At 66.8% G+C, this 16838-nt stretch carries 15 protein-coding genes; 10 read left to right on the forward strand and 5 right to left on the reverse strand.

Annotated elements, in window-relative coordinates; all coding sequences use genetic code 11:
- The first annotated feature begins 210 nt into the window (after positions 1-210).
- The 3 genes from ACQR1E_RS14150 to ACQR1E_RS14160 all read left to right on the forward strand — a co-directional run bounded on the left by ACQR1E_RS14150 (position 211) and on the right by ACQR1E_RS14160 (position 3106).
- Positions 211-1725, forward strand: a complete 1515-nt coding sequence (locus tag ACQR1E_RS14150) for a hypothetical protein (protein WP_434897187.1) — start codon at positions 211-213, stop codon at positions 1723-1725.
- Positions 1726-1847: 122 nt separating this feature from the next.
- A complete protein-coding gene (locus tag ACQR1E_RS14155; protein WP_315717814.1) occupies positions 1848-2114 on the forward strand; it encodes a hypothetical protein in 267 nt (88 codons plus the stop codon).
- Between the two features lie 461 nt (positions 2115-2575).
- On the forward strand, positions 2576-3106 hold the full coding sequence (locus tag ACQR1E_RS14160; protein ID WP_316194335.1) for a PRC-barrel domain-containing protein: 531 nt from the start codon (positions 2576-2578) through the stop codon (positions 3104-3106).
- 68 nt (positions 3107-3174) lie between these two features.
- Here the strand turns inward: ACQR1E_RS14160 and ACQR1E_RS14165 are convergent, their stop codons facing one another.
- The 4 genes from ACQR1E_RS14165 to ACQR1E_RS14180 form a co-directional block, all read right to left on the reverse strand.
- Entirely contained in the window at positions 3175-4587 is a 1413-nt protein-coding gene (locus ACQR1E_RS14165; protein ID WP_434841291.1) for an ATP-binding protein, read from the reverse strand.
- A gap of 24 nt (positions 4588-4611) precedes the next feature.
- A complete protein-coding gene (locus ACQR1E_RS14170; RefSeq protein ID WP_315717811.1) occupies positions 4612-5352 on the reverse strand; it encodes a response regulator in 741 nt (246 codons plus the stop codon).
- Positions 5353-5671: 319 nt separating this feature from the next.
- Entirely contained in the window at positions 5672-7309 is a 1638-nt protein-coding gene (locus ACQR1E_RS14175) for a DUF4403 family protein (RefSeq protein WP_434897188.1), read from the reverse strand.
- Between the two features lie 253 nt (positions 7310-7562).
- Positions 7563-8261 (reverse strand): L,D-transpeptidase, encoded by a 699-nt coding sequence (locus tag ACQR1E_RS14180; protein ID WP_315717809.1) that lies wholly within the window; start codon positions 8259-8261, stop codon positions 7563-7565.
- A 359-nt stretch (positions 8262-8620) separates the two neighbouring features.
- Here ACQR1E_RS14180 and ACQR1E_RS14185 point away from each other — a divergent pair, with 359 nt between their 5' ends.
- The 3 genes from ACQR1E_RS14185 (at position 8621) to ACQR1E_RS14195 (ending at position 11194) form a co-directional block, all read left to right on the forward strand.
- Positions 8621-9676: a glycosyltransferase family 4 protein gene (locus ACQR1E_RS14185; protein ID WP_315717808.1), complete on the forward strand. Its 1056-nt coding sequence runs from the start codon at positions 8621-8623 to the stop codon at positions 9674-9676.
- 51 nt (positions 9677-9727) lie between these two features.
- A complete protein-coding gene (locus tag ACQR1E_RS14190) occupies positions 9728-10417 on the forward strand; it encodes a class I SAM-dependent methyltransferase (RefSeq protein WP_434841290.1) in 690 nt (229 codons plus the stop codon).
- Positions 10418-10561: 144 nt separating this feature from the next.
- Entirely contained in the window at positions 10562-11194 is a 633-nt protein-coding gene (locus tag ACQR1E_RS14195) for a hypothetical protein (protein ID WP_316194340.1), read from the forward strand.
- A 275-nt stretch (positions 11195-11469) separates the two neighbouring features.
- Here ACQR1E_RS14195 and ACQR1E_RS14200 read toward each other — a convergent pair whose 3' ends face one another.
- Positions 11470-13134: an aminotransferase class III-fold pyridoxal phosphate-dependent enzyme gene (locus ACQR1E_RS14200; RefSeq protein WP_434897189.1), complete on the reverse strand. Its 1665-nt coding sequence runs from the start codon at positions 13132-13134 to the stop codon at positions 11470-11472.
- A gap of 35 nt (positions 13135-13169) precedes the next feature.
- On the opposite strand from ACQR1E_RS14200, the gene asd reads away from it, so the two are divergent.
- The 4 genes from asd (at position 13170) to ACQR1E_RS14220 (ending at position 16838) form a co-directional block, all read left to right on the forward strand.
- The gene (asd, locus tag ACQR1E_RS14205; protein WP_316167593.1) at positions 13170-14045 is read left to right on the forward strand and encodes an archaetidylserine decarboxylase; all 876 of its coding nucleotides are present in this window, start codon (positions 13170-13172) and stop codon (positions 14043-14045) included.
- Positions 14046-14160: 115 nt separating this feature from the next.
- Positions 14161-15156 carry an NUDIX domain-containing protein gene (locus ACQR1E_RS14210; RefSeq protein WP_315827100.1) on the forward strand — a complete coding sequence of 332 codons (996 nt, stop codon included), beginning with the start codon at positions 14161-14163 and terminating at the stop codon, positions 15154-15156.
- A 153-nt stretch (positions 15157-15309) separates the two neighbouring features.
- Entirely contained in the window at positions 15310-15825 is a 516-nt protein-coding gene (locus ACQR1E_RS14215) for a (2Fe-2S)-binding protein (protein WP_434897190.1), read from the forward strand.
- Entirely contained in the window at positions 15822-16838 is a 1017-nt protein-coding gene (locus tag ACQR1E_RS14220) for an FAD binding domain-containing protein (protein WP_316171695.1), read from the forward strand. Before ACQR1E_RS14215 ends, ACQR1E_RS14220 begins: the two co-directional genes overlap by 4 nt.

The raw sequence follows: 16838 nt of genomic DNA on the forward strand, positions 1-16838 counted from the left end.
AGGATCCCCCGGGAACCACACGCATGCCGAGTAGCCCCCCAGCACGCGCTTTACACTTTGCACACCGTAATTGGTGCAAACGCCGGGCGATAATGTGGCAACAATGGGGCGAAGACGCCCGGTCGGGTCCGGATGCGCCGGCGGTTTACCGCGAATTATGCCGTGCATGCTTGGCTGGCGGAGCAATTCCGCCAACGGGGCCATGCCGCGATGACGCTGTCCGTCACCCACACCGAAGCGACCGCCGGGCGCGCGCAGGCGCTGCTGCCACTATGGGTCGGCGCCGGCGTCTATGCGCTGCTGCTGATCTCCGGCAACCGGCTGCTCAACGATCCCGACACGCTGTGGCAGATCACGGTGGGGCAGTGGATCATCGACCATCGCGCGGTCCCCGAGGTCGACGTCTATTCCTTCACCATGCGCGGCGCGCCCTGGATCTCCACGCAGTGGCTGGCGCAGGTCGCCTATGCCGCCGTTTACACGTTCGCCGGCTGGACCGGGCCGGTGGTGCTGGCGGCCTCGGCGACCGCGCTGTCCTTCGCGCTGTTCGCGCGCGCCCTTGGCCGGCATCTGCGCGACGCCACGACATTGGTGTTCGTGGTCGCGGCGTTCCTGCTCTGCCTGCCGCATCTGCTGGCGCGGCCGCATGTGCTGGCGTTTCCGATCCTGGTCGCCTGGATCGCCGGACTTGTCGATGCGGCCGATCGCAGGGCCGCGCCGCCATGGCAGCTGGTGCCGCTGATCGCGCTGTGGGCCAATCTGCATGGCGGATTCGTGTTCGGCCTGTTCTTCATCGCGCCCGCCGCGCTCGACGCGCTGGTGAATGCCGATCGCTCGGTCCGCGCCGGCCTGGCGCTGCGCTGGGCCGGGTTTGCCGCGCTCGCGCTGGCGGCGAGCTGCTGCACGCCCTATGGCTGGAATGCGCTGCTGGCGTCGCAGAAGATCCTCTCGCTGGGCCAGGCGCTGCCGCTGATCGTGGAATGGAAGGCGACCGATTTCCAGGGGCTCGGTCCGTTCGAGATCTGCCTGCTGATCGCCATCGGGTTCGCGCTGTTCCATGGTCTCAGGCTGCCTCCGGTGCGGATCCTGATGCTGCTCGGCCTGCTGCACATGGCGCTGGCGCAGGCGCGCGCGGCGGAGATCCTGGCGTTGGTCGGTCCGCTGGTGCTCGCCGCACCGCTGGCGCGGCAGGCGGACGCGTCGCCCGTGCTGCCGCCGGGGCGCGCGTCGGGAGCGGCGCTGACGGCGGCAGTGATGCTCGCGCTCGGCGCCGGCACGGTCGCCTCGGCTTCGATCCTGAACTACACGCCAAACATGCGCGGCACCCCGGTCGCGGCCGTGACCGAGCTGAAGAAGCTCAACCTCACGCGGGTTCTCAATGACTATGATTTCGGCGGCTACCTGATCTCAGCCGGTGTCGCGCCGTTCATCGACGGCCGCACCGAGCTCTATGGCGAAAAGTTCTTCGTCGATCACAACGCCGCGTCCGGCCTGATGGAGCCGGACAATCTGTTCCGCCTGCTCAAGGACTACGACATCGAGGCGACCCTGCTGCGCACGCAGAGTGCTGCGACCAAGCTGCTCGATCACGTCGACGGCTGGCAGAAGGTTTATGCCGACGACATCGCCACCATCCATCTGCGCAAGGCGGATGCCCGTCATGTCGCGGAACCGGCGGTCTCTCCGGCGGCAATTGAATCAAACGCGTTGATCCCATCTCCGTGAGGTCGGATGTCGCGCGGCATCCCGGCGCGTGCAAAACAACCGCCGCGCGGCTAAGATCAGGGCCGTCAGTTCGACAGCATGCCTGACTCATTCAAGAAGACTGAACAGAGAGGGAGCGCGTCATGGCCGTGAAGGCAGCCGACGATCATTCACCCAGCATCGACCATTCATTCGATATCGACGCGATGCCATCCACGGTTCGCGTCGTGGATCTGCCGCGCAACAATCCCTGCGCCCAATGTGGCGAGGCGATCGCATTGCCGTCCTGGGTCGAAAAGGATGGCCGCCGCACCGCCTATCTCTGGCACTGCCGCCTCTGCGACTATCGCTACGAAACCATCGCCTTCTATGCCGAGTCCGTCGACGAGAACGGCGCGATGGCGGCGTAGGCTCGATTGACTATTGCGGGACGTTGCAGCGCTGACGGTCGGCTCCCTCTCCCCGTTCTTACGGGGGCGCGACGAGCTTCGCTCGCGCTGAGAGGGTTGGGGGGGAGGGCAGACCCACGGGAAGCGCCGATGGGGAGATCTGTACCCTCTTACCCGGATCGCAACTGGCGATGCAATCCGACCCACCCCGCAGGCGGGGGAGAGGTGAAACCGAGCTAGCAGCAATAGGCTTACACCAGCTCCAGCCAATGTAGACCTGTTAGTCGGGCTCCCGTGCTAGGCGCGGCGGTGCGGCTTGGCGATGTGAGCGACGTCACCCGGATCCCCCGAACGTCACAAAGTGACACTGCCGCGGCGCACTGAGGCTGCTTGTCGCGCAGCATGACGAAATCGTGGTTCCCGCGGAACGCCGACTGTCCATTGCCGTTCTCTCGTCACCATCCACCTAGAGGAGACACCACATGATGATGAAGACTGTTGCGGCCGGCCTCGCCGGTTCCCTGCTGCTCGCGACCGCCGCCTTTGCTGCGGAGAGCACCACCACCACAACCAACACCACGATCAAGAGCGACACCACCGTCGTGTCCTATCAGGGCGACTGGCGCAGCTCCAAGCTCGTCGGCGTGAAGGTCTACAACAACAACAACGAGAATGTCGGCTCGATCGACGATCTGCTGATCGACAAGAGCGGCGCAGTCAGGGGCGTCGTGATCGGCGTCGGCGGATTCCTCGGCATGGGTGAGCACCTCGTCGCTGTCTCGTTCGACCAGATCAAGTTCTCGGACCAGCCGGTTCAGGCCAACACCGCCTCCAACGCTCCGGCCTCGGGCAAGGCGACCACGCCGCCGGCCACGACGACCGGCGCCGCCACCGGCACTTCGTCATCCTCGTCGATGAGCTCCTCGAAGAATCGCTGGTATCCCGACCATGCGATGATCAACGCCACCAAGGACCAGCTGAAGTCGATGCCCGAGTTCAAGTACTCGGAGTAAACGGCGTCACTGACGTCTAGCTGACTGCCCAAGCGGCGCGCCCGGATCCGTCCGGGCGCGTTCGCGCGTCATGCTGCGGGGCGCAAGGTGGTCTGGCCGAGCGGCAGCTCGATGCGGGCGATCAGTCCGCTTGGCTTGCGATCGTGCAATGACAGCTCGCCGCCATGCGCCTGCACGATCGCCTTCGCGATCGAGAGGCCCAGGCCGAACCCGGTGGCCTCGTCCATGTTGCGGGCATCGTCGCCGCGCACGAAGGGCTCCAGCATGTCGGGCTTGCGCGCATCGGCGATCCCGGGTCCATCATCCTCCACGTCGATCGTCAGGCACTTCCCCGACGCCACCAGTCTGATGACGGTTTCCTTGCCGTACTTCACGGCGTTCTCGACCAGGTTGGTGACCGAACGCATCAGGTCGTCGGGACGCACCGTCGCCATCGCGTGCGCCGGGCCGATATAGGTGACGCTGTGGCCGACATCGGCGAATTGGTCGGCGACGAGCTGCAGGATGCTCGCGATATCGACCAGCGTCATCGGCTCGAGCTTGCGGCCGTTGCGCAGGAATGACAGCACCGAGCCCAGCATCGCATGCATCTGATCGAGATCGGCCAGCATGCGATTGCGCTGCAGCTCGTCCTCGACGAACTCACAGCGCAGCCGCATGCGGGTCAGCGGTGTCCGCAGATCGTGGCTGATGGCCGCCAGCATCTTGGTCCGGTCGTTCATCAGCGCCGTGATGCGTTGGCGCATACGGTTCAGGGCGCGCGCGAGCGACCGGATCTCTTCCGGTCCGCGCTCGGGCAGGGCAGTGGCATCGCCGTCGAGGCTGAAGCTCTCGGCAGCCTTGGCGAAGCTCGACAGCGGTGAGGTCAGCGCGCGGGCCGCCCACAGGCCGAGCAGTGTCGTGCTGATCAGCGCGAACATGATCGTCGTCAGCCATGGGGCGCCCCAGAACGGTGGCCGGTGCGGCCGGTCGGCCATTCGAGCCGAAACCATGTTGCCATCGGGCAGAGCGAAGATGACGGTGCGCGTCTGGGAGCCGGGCGGCGGCATGAAGACGCGATAGCCTGGGCCAAGGCCACGAAAGCCGCCTGGACCGTGAGGCCGTCCGTCGGCGAGCTCCGGAGGGGCCGGGCGGCGCTCGTCGCCACCGGTCCCGGCCTCGACGTCGGGGCCGGCCGGCTCGCGCCGGCGGCCGGAATCACCCGGCAGAGGCCCCACGTGAGGCTTGAGCTCGAACTCAGGATAGGCGCGGGCAATGTCGGAGATCAGTCGAGGCCGTTCGGCAGCGGGCGCGCGTCCAAGAATGCGGATGGCGGTCGCGAGCTGAAGTGGCCCGACTTCGTTTTCGGGGTCGGGCTGCTCGGCGCGATAGATCAGGAACGTCGCCGTGATGATGGCATGGAGCGCCACGATCGAAATGGCGACCAGCGCCGTGATCTGGCCGCGGATTCCCTTGAGGTTGAGAAAGCCGAACGACATCATGACATCGCCATTCGATCGGGCCGGTCAATGGCTTTGCGGGCCAGTCACCACCTCGACGACGGGTGTGAACATGTAGCCACCGGAGCGCACGGTCTTGATCATGGTGGCCTCCTGCGGGTCCGGCTCGATCTTGCGGCGGATGCGGCTGACCAGCACGTCGATCGAGCGCTCGAACGAGCCGGCGCTGCGGCCCTGCGTCAGGTCGAGCAGGCTGTCGCGCGACAGCACGCGGCCCGGCCGCTCGCAGAAGGTGCGGAGCAGATCGAACTCGGCGCTCGTCATCGCGACGCGTGCGCCTTCGGGATTGCGTAGTTCGCGCAGCCGGAAGTCGATCGTCCAGCCGAGGAAGCTCAGCGCCGTCGCGCCTTCGGTTGCGCTCGCCGTCATCGCGGCCGCCTGCCGGCGCAGCACCGCGTTGATGCGGGCGAGCAGCTCGCGCGGATTGAACGGCTTTGGCAGATAGTCGTCGGCGCCCATCTCCAGTCCGAGGATGCGGTCGACGTCCTCGCCGCGCGCGGTGAGCATGATGATCGGCACCTGCGATTCCGCGCGCAGCTTGCGGCACAAGGTCAGGCCGTCCTCGCCGGGCAGCATGACGTCGAGGATCAGGAGATCGACACGGTGGTCGCCCATGATGCGGGTCATCTCGCGGCCGTCGGTCGCGGTGGTCACGTTGCAGGCATTGTTGCGCAGATATTTCGCGATCAGCGTCCGCGTCTCGCGGTCGTCCTCGACGACAAGAATGTGTGGTTGTGTCTGGGCCATACCGACAAGTGACCTAGAATCGCGGCGTTTTGCGAAGAATTTTGTTACGGAATATTTCCTGCGACGGGCGCGCGGAAAGGGCCCGACAACGTCTCTCTGCGCCGTGTTGCGGAATTCGTGAGGGCGCGTCAAGCCTCGCGAAACGTATGGCCTCGGGGCCGCCGCACGCTCGCGCGATACGGCTGCATCGGGTTACCGGAAACGGCGCGGACATTCGTAAGTGTCGCCAGACCAGGGCAGGTCCGATTGAATCATTGCCGGTCGTTGCACGGTCCGCAAACGCGTGCAGCGACGGGATGCGACGTTCCGAAACGGCCCGTCACAGTCCTGGCAATGTATTGACTCGAACCGACATCGTGCCCTCCGCCGAGGCGATCACGCGCAGCACGGTGGCGTCGAAGGCGATGTCGGTCAAAGCGAGGTTGTTGATGTCGGTGTCGACGCGGATGCCGTTCTCGTTCTTCTGCAACTCGGAAATCGCGGTCGCGATCTTGTCGCGGACATTGTCGGCGAACGGCTTGAGATCGACCACCGACCGCTCTAGCAGCGCGCGTTGCAGATGTGGCACCACGGCGCGCGCGGCGGCGCCGAGCAGGCCGAACGCCGCGTCGGATTCGACGGCGAGCTGCAGGTCGGACAGCCGCAGGATCTGCTGCGCCTGATCGACCATCGGCCGTCCCCAGATGTGCACCGTCGCGTCGGCGCCGAGGCCGAAGAAGCTCTCCTTCTCTTTTCCCTTCACCTGCAGCGAGATCAGCAGCCGGTTGCCCGAGGGCACGACGGTCGCATGCTTCACCGTGACCGTGACCGGGCCGGAGCCGTCCTCGGGGAACGTCCGCCCGGCGAGCTGCGAGTCGACGAGCTTGCTGAGCTCGGTGAATGGGACATCGATCGGAACCGCGACGTTGACGGTGCCCGCGGTGGGCGGAACGATCGTGATCTTGTCCGGGAACGGGCACTCCGGCTTGGTCTCGGCCGCCGTGACCCGGGTCTCCGCCTCGATCCCCATGGTGACGCTGACGACGTTCGCATCGATCGCGGGCTGCGCGGCCAGCGCCCGTGTCGGCTTGATCTCGAGCCAGACGGCGGGCAGTCCCGGCGTGGTGCCCTGAAGCGGCACCGAGCGGCAGGCGCGGGCCCACTGCGCCTGCGCCACGCGCCGCATGGTCGGGTCCTTGCGCAGCCTGTCGCTGAGCGCGCTGAGCTGGTCGTTGACGGTCTTGTCGATGACCGGCTTCATCTGCGCGGGCACGTTGACGCGGGCGCCGGCGACGGTCAGCGCGGTGTCGCCGAGATTGACCTGGGCGGTGAAGTTCGGCTCGACATACCAGGAGGCGGCCAGCCGTGGCCGCATCGCGATCAGGACGTTGCCCCTGATGTCGGCGGTGGCGTTCAGGTTCTTGATGTTGATGCCGCCAATCTGCTTGGCGGCATCCGCGCCGAGCAGGCCGCCGATGGCGTCGCCGAGCGCGCCGGTCGCTTTGGCGGACAGCGATCCGGTGACGTTCAGCCGGCCCGAGAGCGGCGTCGTCAGCGACAAAGTGTCCTGGGTGCCGGTGGCGGCGATGGCGCCGCGGGCGACCGTCCAGCCGATGTCGGCATTCTGCAGGATCTGGTTGACGGGGTTGTCGGCCTTGCCGGAGAAATTGCGCGGCGTGGCCTTTTCGGCGGCGTCACGAATCGCGCCGAGCGAGATCGAGACCGGCGTCATGATGATCGAGTTGCGCGTGGCCGGCGGCAGCGGCGGCAGTTGGGTCAGCTGCGGCGCCGGCGTGCTGCCCGAGAACAGAAACACCTCCACGATGATGATGCCGATCAGCACGACGGCGGCAAGGCCGGCGGCGCCGATCAGGATCAGCCGCAGCCGGGGCGGCGAGCGCCGCGGCGGCGGCTGCGTTTTCGGGGCGAGCGGATGCGGCCTGCTCTGCCAATCCGGTCGCGGTGTCGGAAGGTTCATGTCGGATCCACGGACTCCAACTGCCGCGCCGGCCCATGCCGGAAGCGGCGAGATCGCGGTTAATACAAGATTGCTGAGCTTACAGGGCCGGACGGAGGCGCGCCAGGGCAGCCCATGACGCGGACCATCATCAATCGGCCGTGATGGTGAACGGCGGCATGCGCGCAAAGAAATGACCGCCGCGGCTTTCGGGCCTCGGCGGTCCAGTCAGGGAGGATCCGGGAGAAGGAACGAGCGGTGCGGCCCGCGCAGGTCAGCGGGTCATGCGGCCGAGATCGGCGCGGCGCTCCATCGGCAGCACGATCACCTTGGCGCCGACGCTGACGCGGGCATAGAGGTCGATCACGTCCTGATTGGTCAGACGGATGCAGCCCGACGACACATGCGTGCCGATCGTCTCGGGCGCGTTGGTGCCGTGAATGCGGTAGACGGTGCCGCCGAGATACATCGCGCGGGCGCCGAGCGGATTGCCGGGACCGCCGGCCATATGACGCGGCAGATAAGGCTGGCGCGCGATCATCTCCGGCGGCGGCGTCCAGTCCGGCCATTCCGCCTTCCTGGTCACCGACTGCACGCCGGACCAGGTAAAGCCGTCGCGGCCCACGCCGATGCCGTAGCGCATCGCCTGGCCGCTGCCGAGCACGTAGTACAAATACTTGTTTGGTGTGTCGATGATGATCGTGCCGGGTGCCTCGCGGGTGGCGTAGCTCACGACCTGGCGGCGCAGGCGCGCGGGCATCTCATAAGCGGTCGCCTCGTCCTCGCGCGGCGTGATCAGTTGCGGCGTCGTTGCCGGCGGCTCGTAGGTCGCCATCGGCGGCGGCAGCAGGAAAGGGAACGGGAGCGGGGCCGGAGGCGCGGCTTGCGTCGGCGTTGCCGCAGCGAACGTACCGACGATCAGCGCAGCGAACAGGATGCGGGATCGCGAACCGACTGTGCCTGACGTGAACATATGGACGTCCCCTCGTTTGATCGCTTGGTGCGCGCCGTGCTTGTCTCGACCGGCGTCGTCAAAATCAGTTGCCTGTCATCATTCTCTGCGGCGCATTGACCCGCGCCCGATGCTGCAACTCATAGGGGAGAAAAGTTTCGTTGCGTTTGCGCGCTGCGCGCAAAAAGGTTTCGTCGGCTTAACCGTTTGTTTCATGACGGTTTCACGACAGCAGCCGCGCGGGACAGCCACAGATCGCGGGGAAAACAGCAGTTGGCGGGCAAAAAGACCCTTCGACAGTTCGATGACGTCACACGCCTGAAATAACAATGTCGGAATTTGCGGCTGTTCAGAATCGCTGCAACTTTCCGGATCGCCTTATGCGGATCTTAATCGCAACCGACGCCTGGCACCCGCAGGTCAACGGCGTGGTGCGCACGCTCACCTCGCTGGCTCGCGCGGCCGCCGGCCTCGGCGCCGACATCACCTTCCTCACGCCGGAAGGCTTTCCGTCGTTCGGCGTGCCGACCTATCCGGGCCTGCGGCTCGCCGTGACCAACGGCCGCGAGATCGCCCGGCGCATCGAGGCGGCGGCGCCGGATGCGATCCATATTGCCACCGAAGGCACGATCGGCTGGGCGGTGCGCCGCTACTGCCTGCGCCATGGCCTGCCGTTCACGACGTCCTACACGACGCGCTTTCCGGAGTACGTCGCTGTGCGCACCGGCATTCCCGATGCCGTCGGCTATTGGGTGATGCGCCGCTTCCACGACGCCGCCGCGATGACCATGGTCGCGACAAATTCGCTGAAGCAGGACCTCGCGTCGCGCGGCTTCAAGCGGCTCGGCTTCTGGACCCGGGGCGTCGATACGAAGCTGTTCAATCCGGACGCGCCGGTCGCGCTGGATCTGCCGCGTCCGGTGTTCATGACCGTCGGCCGCGTCGCGGTCGAGAAGAACCTGGAAGCCTTCCTGTCGCTCGACCTGCCGGGCTCGAAGGTGGTGATCGGTAACGGCCCGCAGAAGGCGGAGCTCGAGCGTCGCTTCCCGGCGGCGCATTTCCTCGGCGAGAAGACCGGCAACGATCTGACCGCGCACATGGCGGCCGCCGACGTCTTCGTGTTTCCGAGCCTGACCGATACGTTCGGCGTCGTGCAGCTGGAGTCGCTGGCCTGCGGCACGCCGGTCGCGGCCTTCCCCGTCACCGGTCCGCTCGACGTCATCGCCGATCATCCGATCGGGGCGATCGACTGGGACCTGCGCGCCGCCTGCCTGAAGGCGCTGACCATGTCGCGCGAGACCTGCCGGGCATTTGCGCTCGACCGCTCCTGGGAGAACAGCGCGCGCCAGTTCATCGGCAATCTCGCCGTGCTGCAGCCGTCCCGCGTCGTGCGTCCGACCCCGGTGCTGGCCGGTCAGAGCGCCGTCCGCGGCTGACGGCGAACTTTGCGTCACTCCATCAATTCCAAACCCAAGTGAGATGTAACGATGGCAGAAACCATGAAGCTCGGCGGCGCGCGGGAGCTCGACTTCGATCGCGAGCAGGTCGAGCAGGCCTATGACCGCTGGGCACCGATCTACGACCTCGTGTTCGGCGGCGTGTTCGAGAAGGGCCGCAAGGCCGCGATATCAGCCACGAACAAGCTCGGCGGGCGCGTGCTCGAGGTCGGCGTCGGCACCGGCATCTCGCTGCCGCTCTATGCGCCGCATGTCCGCGTCTTCGGCACCGACATCTCCGAGGCGATGCTCGGCAAGGCGATGCGGCGCGTCGCCGACCAGCGGCTGAAGAACGTCGAGGGTCTCGCGGTGATGGATGCCGAGCAGCTCGACTTTGCCGACGATTCGTTCGATGTCGTGATGGCGCAATATGTCGTCACCGCCGTGCCGAACCCGGAAGTCGCGCTCGACGAGTTCGCGCGCGTGCTGCGCCCGGGCGGCGAACTGATCATCCTGACCCGCGTCAGCGCCGATGACGGCCTGCGCCGGGTGATCGAGCAGGCGCTGCAGCCGGTGGTGCGCCGGCTCGGTTTCCGTACCGCCGAGTTCGGCTGGTCGCGCTACCTGCGCTGGCTCGCCGGCGCCGAGCGCATGGAGCTGGTCGAGCGCCGCCTGATCCCGCCGCTCGGCCATTTCTCGCTGGTCCGCTTCCGCAAGCTGGAGCGTGCCGCCGCGGCCTGAAGCCGCGGCCGCCCTCTATCGCCCTGCGACGTTCTACGTCGTCCGAAACGTTTCGCTGCGTCCGATCGCATGACATCTTGATGATGTCATGCGATCTACACCGAATCCCTGTAAACGACCTGCAACTCATTCTTCGGAGCAACCATGATCAAGCATTTCCTGGAACAGCTGCGGATCCAGCGCTGGGACGACCATCGCTACTATCATCACAGCCGTATCAACCAGAGCCTCCACTTCGTCAGCGCGCTCAGCTTCATGATCGCCTATGTGATGATGGTGTTCGATCCGCTGGTCTCGGCGCTGATCGGCTGGCTGGTGTCGATGACCTCGCGCCAGGCGGGCCACTTCTTCTTCGAGCCGAAGGGCTACGACCACGTCAACCAGGCGACCCACGAGCACAAGGAAGAGATCAAGGTCGGCTACAACCTGCAGCGCAAGGTCGTGCTGATGTCGATCTGGGCCGCGGCCCCCGTGGTGCTCTATCTGCAGCCGACCCTGTTCGGCCTGCTGCCGCCCTGGACCTCGGCGATGGACTTCGTGCGCGAGACTGCCAAGCTCTGGCTCGTGATCGGCATCGGCGGCTTGCTGTTCCGCACCATCCATTTGTTCTTCATCCGCGACGTCGAGACCGGTCTCGTCTGGATGACCAAGATCATCACCGACCCGTTCAACGATTTCATGCAGTACCGCGCGGCTCCGCTGGCGCTGCTGCGTGGCGAACTGATCGACCCCGGCCTGCACCTGATGAACGAAGGCCTCGAAGAGCAGCACGCCTGAGCCGGCCGCTGCGTCAGAGTTGCGCGATGCCCGGGCCGGTCCCGGGCATCGGTGTTTGTGGGAAGGCCAAAGTGAGATCGATCGCGCCAGAAGCCGAAGCGGCGGTGCCACCCTCCCCTGGAGGGGGAGGGTCGACGCGCGCGCAGCGGGCGTCGGGGTGGGGTGATCTCTCCACGATCACTGAACTGCGTCGAGGGATCACCCCACCCCGCCTCACGCGCCGCTGCGCGTCTCGTGAGGCGACCCTCCCCCTCCAGGGGAGGGTGGCAGCGAGCTCAGCGCTTGACCACGGCGCCAAGCATCTCTTTCAGAATCTGCCGCTTGATCGCCTTGTTGGTGAGCGTGCCGTCGTTCCACCACCAGCCGTCCTGCTTCATCTTCTCGGCCGCCGAGACGAAGCGCTTCGTCACCTCGGCAAAATCGGCGTCGGTGTAGTTCAGGCTGAAGATCAAGCGGCCGGTGCCGACCCAGCTCAGCGCCAGGCCCTCGGCACGCAGGTAGTATTGCAGCATCCAATTGTAGCGCGACGGCACGGTGTATTCGACCAGCCAGATCGAATGCATATTGGAGACGCGCACCGGCAGGTCGTGCTCGGCCAGCGCGGCGTTGAGCTGCGCGGCGCGGCCGTTCCAGGTTTCATCCAGGCCGTCGTAGAAGGCGCGGAGGTTCGGGCTGTCGAGCCGGCTCAGGAACTCGTCCATCGCCGCCATCACATAAGGATGCGAGTTGAAGGTGCCGCGGGCGAAGCAGATGTCGGCCGGGCGGTCGTCGCGGAAGCGGCGCATCAGCTCGCGCTTGCCGCAGACAACGCCGATCGGCAGGCCGCCGCCGAGGCTCTTGCCGTAGGTCACCATGTCGGCCTTGACGCCGAAATACTCCTGCGCGCCGCCCGGCGCGAGCCGGAAGCCGAGGAACACCTCGTCGAACAGCAGCACGATGCCGCGTTCCGTGCAGACCTCGCGCAGCTGCTTCAGCCAGGCGGTGTAGGCTTCGCGGTCGTAGCGACCCTTGCGCGAGGAATCGACCAGCGCCGAGTCGCCGGGCGCATTGCCGTTCGGATGCAGCGCCTGCAGCGGATTGACCAGCACGCAGGCGATGTCGCGCCGCGTGCGCAGGACGTGCAGCGTGCGCTCGGACATCTCGGCCAGCGTGTAGGTCTCGTGCGGCGCGATCGGGTTGCCGACGCCGGGCTGCACGTCGCCCCACCAGCCGTGATAGGCGCCGGCGAACCGCACCAGATGCGTGCGGTCGGTGTGGTAGCGCGCGAGCCGCACCGCCTGCATCACCGCCTCGGTGCCGGACATGTGGAACGAGACCTCGTCCATGCCGGACAGCTCGGTCAGGCGCTTCACGTTGTCGGCGACGACCGGGTGATAGAGCCCGAGCACCGGGCCGAGCGCGCTCGCGCGCCGCTCGGCAGCCGCGATGCACTCCTTGTAGAAGTCATAGCCGAAGATGTTGACGCCGTAGGAGCCGGTGAGATCGTAGAACCGGTTGCCGTCGAGATCGGTCAGGGTCACGCCGGAGGAAGCCTGCATGAACGAGCCGGCGCCGAGCTGCTCCTTGACCAGACGGCTGTACTGGAACGGGACCCGGTAGCTCTGGGTGAACTGCAGGTCGGAGATGCGGCTTGCGGCTTCCGCCGTCAGCGCGCGGCTCTTGGCGAACTTCTCCTGGAACAGCGCGCCGAGCCGGAAGAAGCCGTCCTGGCGCTTCGTGGCGATCGCCTGCGGTGCGCCGTCGGAGCGGAAGAAGTCGTCGATCTCGAACTCATAGCGCGGGATCAGCCTGGAGATCCGGCGCGACATCTTGGAATGGCCGGCCAGCGAGCGGTGCTTGGCGCGCGACAGTTCGATGCGGGCCTTGACCTTCGGGGCCATGGCGGCCGTCACGGCAGCGCCAACGGCGAGCGATACATAAGGAATCGAGTTTTCCATCATGTCCAAAAGCGCTAACCCCTCCTGCTGACAGATTCATGACAGTCAAAAGCCTGATCGCCTCCGTCACCCAACAGGAAGACCTCAACTTCCTGCTCACCAACCGCGTGCCGCGCGCCGCGCTGACCCGCTTCATGGGCTGGTTCTCCAAGATCGAGAACCCGCTCGTCCGGGACGCGTCGATCGCGCTGTGGAAGCTGTTCTCCGACCTCGATCTCTCCGAGGCCAAGGAGAGCCGCTTCAAGAGCCTGCACGCCTGCTTCACGCGCGAGCTGAAGCCCGGCCTGCGGCCGTTCGATCCCGATCCCGCCATCGTCACCAGCCCGTCCGACGGCATCATCGGCGCCCACGGCCTGATCCGCGACGGCGAGCTCTACCAGATCAAGGGCGCGCCCTATTCGCTGCGCGAGCTCGTCGCCGATCCGGCCGTGGTCGAGACCCATCGCAACGGCAGCTTCGTCACCTTGCGTCTGACCTCGAGCATGTATCACCGCTTCCACGCGCCGGCCGACATGACGATCGAGCATGTCAGCCTGATCCATGGCGATGTCTGGAACGTCAATCCGATCGCGCTGAAGCGGGTCGAGCGGCTGTTCTGCAAGAACGAGCGCGCGGTGATCCGCACGCATCTTGCCTCCGGCGAGCCGTTCACGATCGTGCCGGTGGCGGCGATCCTGGTGGCGAGTATCCGCCTGCATGCGCTCGACCGCGTATTGAACGCGCAGACCGAGCGGCCGCTCGCCTACGCCTGTAACAACAATGTGCGCAAGGGGGACGAGCTCGGCTGGTTCGAGCACGGCTCCACCATCATCCTGCTCGCGCCCGGCGACTTCACATTCTGCCGCGATGTGGCGGAAGGCGCCCGCATCCGGGCCGGACAGCCACTGTGGCGCAGGCGCGTCGCCGCCGGATGAATGTCAGGTCCACGCTTGCGGAATCTCGATTTCGGCGTTGCGCAGTCCTATATCGGAGCGTTCAACTGACGAATCAGACCGCGGGAGTTGCGGTCGTTGCGGCTCGGGAGAGGCGATGGCGAGAGCGCCGATCATGGCGGCAGGGGGCATCGTGCTGCGGCGGGAACAGCCGCCGCGCATCGCGGTCGTGCGCCTGCGCAAGCGCGACGAATGGGTGCTGCCGAAGGGCAAGCTCGACGACGGCGAGACGCCGCGCGACGCCGCCAGGCGCGAGGTGCTGGAGGAGACCGGCCACAAGGTCACCGTGCATGAATTCCTCGGCACCCTGGTTTACGATACCGGCACGCGTGCCAAGGTCGTGCACTACTGGCGCATGGAAGCGGCCGGCGAGCCGTCGCAGCCGCTCATGGACGATGTCCGCGCCGTCGACTGGCTGCCGCTCGATGCGGCGGTGGGGCGGCTGTCGCGCGATCATGAGAAGACGTTCCTGGAGACCGTCGGGCCGTACGCGCTCGCAGGCCTGATCCGCAAGACCAAGGCGAAGTCAGCGCCCGAGGTGGCGGCGAAGACCGCCGCTGACAAGAAGCCGGTCGAGAAGGTCGCAGCGGAGACGGCGGCGGTCGCGGCAAAGCCTGCAACCGCCAGGAAGCGCCGCAGCCGGGTCGTGGAGCAGCCCGCCCCAGCGCCGGCTCCGGAGATCGCCGACCTCGCGATCGCCGTGCCGGGCGAGCAGCCCGCCGAAGCCGTGCTCGCGGCTGCGGCGCCCGACCTCGGTCAATCCGAACCGACTGCTTCGGATCCGGCGGCAGTGCCGGTGGAGGCCCACCCGGTCCCGATGGCGGCCGAACCCGCTGCAAGTGAGCGTGAGCCGGCGGACCTCGAGCGTATCGAGGCCGTGGCCGCAGCGATCAAGTCGCTCGTGCCGAGCAAGGCCGCGCCGGATGCCGAAAGCAGCCCGAATAAGGACAGGCCGTCGGACGTGCCGAATGCCGGCGCAGAAGCCGCCGCGCCGCGCGAAGACGTGGCCGCCGCGGATGCGGAGGCGCTGGATGGTGCGCCACGCCGCAGCCTGGCGCAGAAGATGCGGGCGTGGCTCGGCCGCGCCGCCTGAGTCTGGTTGACGAAACGATTGATCGGCAAGCGGTTCTGCCGTGCACATTCTGCGCGTGCCGGCTGAGCAATTCCTGCTGTCCGCTGTTCGAAAATTGCCAAGAACCATTCGCGCCATCGCGGGTTGATGCGGGTCCGTCAACGGAGACCCCGCATGAGCCCGCCGCCACCGCGCCAGAGCGCCGCGTCCACCGCAAAGCCTGCCCCTCTGTCCGTCACGCTTCAGATCAATGGCCAGTCGCACACGCTGTCGGTGGCACCCTGGACCACGCTGCTCGATCTCCTGCGCAATCATCTCGACCTCACCGGCACCAAGAAGGGCTGCGATCACGGCCAATGCGGCGCCTGCACCGTGCTGATCGACGGCCGCCGCGTGCTCTCCTGCCTGACGCTCGCGGTCATGAAAGACGGCGCCGAGATCACGACCATCGAGGGACTCGCCAAGGGTGATGAGCTGCACCCGCTGCAGCAGGCCTTCATCGATCACGACGCCTTCCAATGCGGCTATTGCACGCCGGGCCAGATCTGCACGGCCGCCGGCCTGATCGCCGAGGGCAGGGCGAAGACGAAGGACGAGATCCGCGAGCTGATGAGCGGCAACATCTGCCGTTGCGGCGCCTATCCGAACATCGTCGGCGCCATCGAGCAGGCGATGGGAGGCAGCCGATGAACAATTTCGACTACGCGCGCGCCAGCGATGTCGCCGAGGCCGTCAGGCTCAAGGCGGCGACGCCGGAGGCCAAGTTCATCGCCGGCGGCACCAACCTGATCGACCTGATGAAGTATCACGTCGAGCAGCCGCGTCAGCTGATCGACATCAGCTACCTGCCGCTGACGAATGTGGAGGAGACGAGCGCCGGCGGCGTCAGGATCGGTGCGCTGGTGCCGAACAGCACGCTCGCCTATCACCCCCTCATCGAGAGCCGCTATCCGCTGCTGGCGAGCGCGATCCTCGCCGGCGCATCGGCGCAGCTGCGCAACATGGCCTCGACCGGCGGCAATCTGCTGCAGCGGACGCGCTGCGCCTACTTCTATGACGTCGCCACGCCCTGCAACAAGCGCACGCCCGGCGCCGGCTGCTCGGCGGTCGACGGTCTCAACCGCGGCCATGCCATCCTCGGCGCCAGCGCCGATTGCATCGCGACCCACCCCTCCGACATGTGCGTGGCGCTCGCCGCGCTCGACGCCAAGGTGCAGGTCGCGGGCTCCTCGGGCGAGCGGGTCATCGCCCTTGCGGACTTCCATCGGCTGCCCGGCGACCGGCCGGATCTCGACAACACGCTGCGCGTCGACGAGATCATCACCGCGATCGAGCTGCCCCCGCAGGGCTTCGCCGCGAATCACAGCTATCTGAAGATCCGCGATCGCCTGTCCTACGCATTCGCGCTGGTCTCGGTCGCCGCTGCGCTCGAGCTCGACGGCGGCCGCATCGGCGAGGCGCGCCTGGCGCTCGGCGGCGTCGCCCACAAGCCGTGGCGCAATGAGGCCGCCGAAGCCGCGCTGCGCGGGCAGGCGCCGGATCCCCAGGCGTTCGGCCGCGCTGCGAACATCCTGCTGAGCGATGCGAAAGCCGCCACGCACAACGCCTTCAAGATCCCGCTGGCGCGCCGCGCCATTGTGCGCACCCTGACCCAGGCCGCGAACGCAACGCCCCAGATCCAAGCCATCAAGACCATCCGGTGA

The sequence above is a fragment of the Bradyrhizobium sp. HKCCYLRH1030 genome (genome assembly GCF_051168395.1).
Taxonomy (GTDB): domain Bacteria; phylum Pseudomonadota; class Alphaproteobacteria; order Rhizobiales; family Xanthobacteraceae; genus Bradyrhizobium.

What these genes read in the sequence shown, in the direction of transcription:
- ACQR1E_RS14150 (WP_434897187.1), top strand. Translation starts at nt 211, where the DNA reads ATGACGCTGTCCGTCACCCACACCGAAGCGACCGCCGGGCGCGCGCAG.
- ACQR1E_RS14155 (WP_315717814.1), top strand. Translation starts at nt 1,848, where the DNA reads ATGGCCGTGAAGGCAGCCGACGATCATTCACCCAGCATCGACCATTCA.
- ACQR1E_RS14160 (WP_316194335.1), top strand. Translation starts at nt 2,576, where the DNA reads ATGATGATGAAGACTGTTGCGGCCGGCCTCGCCGGTTCCCTGCTGCTC.
- ACQR1E_RS14165 (WP_434841291.1), bottom strand. Translation starts at nt 4,587, where the DNA reads ATGATGTCGTTCGGCTTTCTCAACCTCAAGGGAATCCGCGGCCAGATC.
- ACQR1E_RS14170 (WP_315717811.1), bottom strand. Translation starts at nt 5,352, where the DNA reads ATGGCCCAGACACAACCACACATTCTTGTCGTCGAGGACGACCGCGAG.
- ACQR1E_RS14175 (WP_434897188.1), bottom strand. Translation starts at nt 7,309, where the DNA reads ATGAACCTTCCGACACCGCGACCGGATTGGCAGAGCAGGCCGCATCCG.
- ACQR1E_RS14180 (WP_315717809.1), bottom strand. Translation starts at nt 8,261, where the DNA reads ATGTTCACGTCAGGCACAGTCGGTTCGCGATCCCGCATCCTGTTCGCT.
- ACQR1E_RS14185 (WP_315717808.1), top strand. Translation starts at nt 8,621, where the DNA reads ATGCGGATCTTAATCGCAACCGACGCCTGGCACCCGCAGGTCAACGGC.
- ACQR1E_RS14190 (WP_434841290.1), top strand. Translation starts at nt 9,728, where the DNA reads ATGGCAGAAACCATGAAGCTCGGCGGCGCGCGGGAGCTCGACTTCGAT.
- ACQR1E_RS14195 (WP_316194340.1), top strand. Translation starts at nt 10,562, where the DNA reads ATGATCAAGCATTTCCTGGAACAGCTGCGGATCCAGCGCTGGGACGAC.
- ACQR1E_RS14200 (WP_434897189.1), bottom strand. Translation starts at nt 13,134, where the DNA reads ATGATGGAAAACTCGATTCCTTATGTATCGCTCGCCGTTGGCGCTGCC.
- asd (WP_316167593.1), top strand. Translation starts at nt 13,170, where the DNA reads ATGACAGTCAAAAGCCTGATCGCCTCCGTCACCCAACAGGAAGACCTC.
- ACQR1E_RS14210 (WP_315827100.1), top strand. Translation starts at nt 14,161, where the DNA reads ATGGCGAGAGCGCCGATCATGGCGGCAGGGGGCATCGTGCTGCGGCGG.
- ACQR1E_RS14215 (WP_434897190.1), top strand. Translation starts at nt 15,310, where the DNA reads ATGAGCCCGCCGCCACCGCGCCAGAGCGCCGCGTCCACCGCAAAGCCT.
- ACQR1E_RS14220 (WP_316171695.1), top strand. Translation starts at nt 15,822, where the DNA reads ATGAACAATTTCGACTACGCGCGCGCCAGCGATGTCGCCGAGGCCGTC.